Origin of the sequence: Neobacillus drentensis, assembly GCF_036965245.1 — a bacterium.
Classification (GTDB): Bacteria; Bacillota; Bacilli; order Bacillales; family Cytobacillaceae; genus Neobacillus; species Neobacillus drentensis_G.
Genome location: NZ_JBALPG010000208.1, coordinates 1 through 4117, shown reverse-complemented (window position 1 = coordinate 4117; position 4117 = coordinate 1). Strand labels below are relative to the sequence as shown.

Annotated in this window: 2 protein-coding genes, 1 pseudogene and 1 other annotated feature; of the genes and pseudogenes, 1 reads left to right on the top strand and 2 read right to left on the bottom strand. The window is 35.7% G+C overall.

The features are described from left to right. On the top strand, positions 1-1429 hold a 1429-nt coding region (locus V7150_RS25430; protein WP_335523847.1), incomplete at its 5' end, for a L,D-transpeptidase family protein. A 92-nt stretch (positions 1430-1521) separates the two neighbouring features. Here the strand turns inward: V7150_RS25430 and V7150_RS25425 are convergent. Next, a pseudogene (locus tag V7150_RS25425) lies at positions 1522-1914 on the bottom strand (tyrosine-type recombinase/integrase); the annotation flags it as partial. A gap of 36 nt (positions 1915-1950) precedes the next feature. Beyond that, the gene (gene lysS / locus V7150_RS25420; RefSeq protein WP_335523845.1) at positions 1951-3411 is read right to left on the bottom strand and encodes a lysine--tRNA ligase; all 1461 of its coding nucleotides are present in this window, start codon (positions 3409-3411) and stop codon (positions 1951-1953) included. Positions 3412-3510: 99 nt separating this feature from the next. Then, positions 3511-3778, bottom strand: a binding site (T-box leader). Positions 3779-4117: the final 339 nt, after the last annotated feature.

Sequence of the window (4117 nt, the reverse complement as noted above, 5' to 3'; positions counted from 1 at the left end):
TGAAACAGTTGAAGAAATTAATACAAAACGGAGTAACCGATTCAAACGGCGTGCAAACCGTAATTTTATTGTAATTGGAATTATCATTATTATTGCACTCCTATTTGCGGGAATCAGCTATTATCAGGCAACCAGGTTCAATTCGCAAATTACCATTAATAATACAAAAGTCGGTGGACTGACTGCTGATCAGGTAATAAATAAATTAAAAACAGCTGAATTAAAAAACAGAGTCTATGTCGGAAACCAACAAATTTTAGATGAAAAAGATACGCAGATGGTATTTACGGATAAAGATCTGCCTGAGGTTAAGAAATTATTGAAAAGCCAGTGGACATTTTTTCCTTCCTCAAAGGAAAAAAATTATTCATTGATACCCAAAGAGGCGGATCAGTTTCGCAGTCAAACGATGAAAAAGCAAGTAGAAGAAAAGCTCCTATCCATGAATAAGAGCTTAAAAGCACCCCTAGATGCGGAGGCGAAATTGGAACAGGGTAAAATTGTCATCTCCAATAGTATTAATGGTGAACAGTATGATGTCACCAGTCTATTGAAGGATTACGATAAACAGGATTATAAAAGTGACATCCATCTGAACCCTGTTTACTTACAACCCATCAAAGAAGACAGTTCAATTGTCAAAAATGAAGAGAAAACGCTGCAGGATTTTCTTCAACAAACAGTTGATTATAAGATACAGGACAAAGTGGATAATTTAAAAGCCAGTGAATTAATTAAAAATGCCTCTGTTTCAAAAGATATGAAGGTTTCAATTACCGCGAGTGACATTAAGAATAAGATTGATGAAATTAATAGTTCTCAATCAACATTAAATAAAAATTTCACATTTAAGACCCATTCAGGTTCGGTCATTCAAGTTAAAGGAAAAGGCTATGGCTGGGCATTAAATTCTGAGAAAGAAACAGCGAGAATCCAGGAAGCTTTTGAAAAAGGGGAGAAATCGCTTTCTGCTTCTAATATTTATGGAAATGGCTGGAGCAATGAAGGCATCGGTTACGAAAATACCACGAATAATGGCATCGGTGACACGTATGCTGAAGTGTCCATTGCACAGCAGCAAATATGGATTTATAAAAATGGACAATTAGTAGTCACAACCAATGTGGTTACAGGTAAGCACAGTACCATGGAAGATACACATCCCGGAGTTTGGTATATTCTTTATAAACAATCACCACATACCCTTAGGGGCAGTGCAGTTGGTAATCCTAATTATTCCGTTGAAGTATCTTATTGGGCTCCCTTTACGAATGATGGACAAGGATTCCACGATGCCAGCTGGCGGAAGAACTGGGCAAGTAATGCCTATCTTAGCGCAGGATCAGCCGGCTGTGTCAACACACCCCCTAGTATTATGAAAACCGTGTATGATAATCTCAGTAAATACGATCCTGTTATTATTTATTAAGAAGGATGTTTCTCACACTTTCTGCCAAGAAAATAAAAAAGCCTAATTTCTCGCTTTTAACACCGAGAAATTAGGCTTTAGTTAATTCATAATAGCACCCGATTACTACGGCAGCCAGTAGAATACATAAATTCAAATAAAGCATTCTCCATCGAGGTATGACAAGCTTCCCTAAGATGTTTAATCTCTAGTTCTGAAAGGAATTTTGGGATTCTTTTGCCTAATTTCGGCTCTTTTAATTTAGCAGCAGGGTTTTTGGGTATATAGCCTTCATCATGCGTCTATTTGAATAGTGATTTAATGCAACGATCCCTGTGTCCCAAACTAGATGGCTTAAAGTGTTCACCCTCATGTAAGAGGTACTCTTTTAATTTCTCTGTAGTAAGTTCAATCATCTCAATATCACCGAAAAATCGTAATAAGAGATTATATTAAAAACAATATGTTTTTAATGTAAGAGGTGAATATCGATTCGAATTCACCACCTATGACTAAATTATCAAGCCTAATTTTTCGGTATTCTATAGCTTTTTAGTCAACGGAAACAAAACACAATCTTTAATCGTATCAGTATCTGTTAGAACCATTAACAGGCGTTCAATACCAAATCCCCAACCTGAAATGGGTGGCATCCCATATTCCATAGCTGTTAGATAATCTTCATCCATCTCCATTGCTTCTAAATCTCCATTACTCTTAAGAAGGGCTTGAACCTCTAGCCTTCTTCTTTGTTCAAGTGGGTCAACTAACTCTGAATAGGCATTTATAATTTCTGCACCATTCACCACTAATTGGAACCGATCTGTAAGAGTAGGGTTATGATCATTAGCCCTAGCTAGTGGAGATAAATCGATAGGGTGCTGGATTAAAAAAGTTGGTTTTACAAGTTGAGGTCGGCACATTTTTTTGTAAAGAAGATCAATGAAATTACCTCTCCCTAAAGATTCAATATCCGAATGTTCTAAATCAATATTTTTTCTCTTCGTTTCTTGGTATAAATCTTTAAAATCAAGATAAAGGTCAATATCAATCCCTGTGTCCTTTAAAATTAAATCCCTGAAGGAGACAATGTCCCATTCTAATGAAAAATCAATCGTTTGACCTTGTATTGTAATGGTAGTTGTATTAAATGTTTGATCAAGAACAAACAGGATCATATCACGCATTAATTTCATTGTATCCTCATAGTTCCAGTATGCCGCATATCCTTCAACCATTGTAAATTCTTGAAGATGTTGAGGACTAATTCCTTCATTCCTAAAACACCTTGCAAATTCAAATACTTTGGTAAAACCGCCTACAATTAATCTCTTTAAATAAGTTTCTGGGGCTATTCGTAAGTTTAATTCAGTATCTAGAGAGTTATGAAAAGTCCTAAAAGGTTTAGCTATTGCACCTGATGAGGTGTGCTGCAAAATAGGCGTTTCCACTTCTAAGAAATTATGGTCCTCAAAGAACCTCCGAATGGCACGAATCATTTGTGTTCTAGCTAATAAACGACTTTGAGTATCTTTTGTCATCATTAAATCTAAGTATCGCTGTCTATATCGAAGTTCAATATTACTTAACCCGTGCCATTTCTCCGGAAGAGTCCGTAATGCCTTTCCGAGAAATACATAGCTCTCGATACGTAGTGTTTTCTCGTTCGTTTTGGTTGTATACATATGTCCTTCAACACCGATAAAATCACCAATGTCCAAAAAATTATGAAATTGATTAAATGATACCTCGCCAACCTCTTCCTTTTTCAAAAGAAGTTGTAAACTTCCTTGTATGTTTGATATTGTAATAAAACTTAATTTGCTGAAGTTTCTAATACCCATTATTCTTCCAGCAACCCGGACACCAGAAGTTCCGTCTTCAAGCAGGGATGCTTCATATAATTCATAATTTGTAGAATATCTTTCAGGATATACAGGAATTCCCTGAGAACTTAAAGTCTCTAATTTTTCTATTCTTCGAGTTGTTTGTTCATTGCTCATTCTTTTCCACTCCAATCTTTTCGTTAGTATATTAGGTATTGTAAATACAAATTTATACGTTTAAACAACAAAAAAACTCCCACCCCCAAGATTATTCATCTTGAGGACGAGAGTTATTAGCTTCGTGGTACCACCTCAGTTTATTGATATGTTACCATATCAACCTCTTCGGGTACGGCAATTAAAATAATTGATTATACCCTATCTCTTTAACGGGAGATCCCGTCGCATTATCACTAAGAATACGATCTTAGATCCGTGCGAAGCTCCAAGTCTTTTTTCATTAAGATCATTATTACTCCTTCCCACCTATAGGAGCTCTCTGGAAATAATTAATCAAAACTACTCTTCTCTTCATAGCCGTATATTCGAAATATAATAATTAAAAAATACATTAGCCAAATTAAATGATTTTGTCAATTGCTATTTACAAATCTTATTTTTTCTTACTGAACTGATAAAAGGCTATATACATCATCATTATGGAACAGGACATTAAACACCCATATTTTACTATGTATTTTTAGAAACCCAACCTCTTTTTTCATAGCTGGTATTTTAGGAATTACAGAAACTAAAAACCCCTTGTACGCCAAAGGGGTTCAAATTGTTCGTTTTTGATTTGAAGCTATATCATACCTGGTATACGCATTCCTGGGAAACCACTCATACCCATTCCAGGCATTCCGCCCATTCCCATTCCAGG

Coding starts and splice junctions, on each gene's coding strand:
- lysS (WP_335523845.1), bottom strand. CDS start 3,411: ATGAGCAATGAACAAACAACTCGAAGAATAGAAAAATTAGAGACTTTA.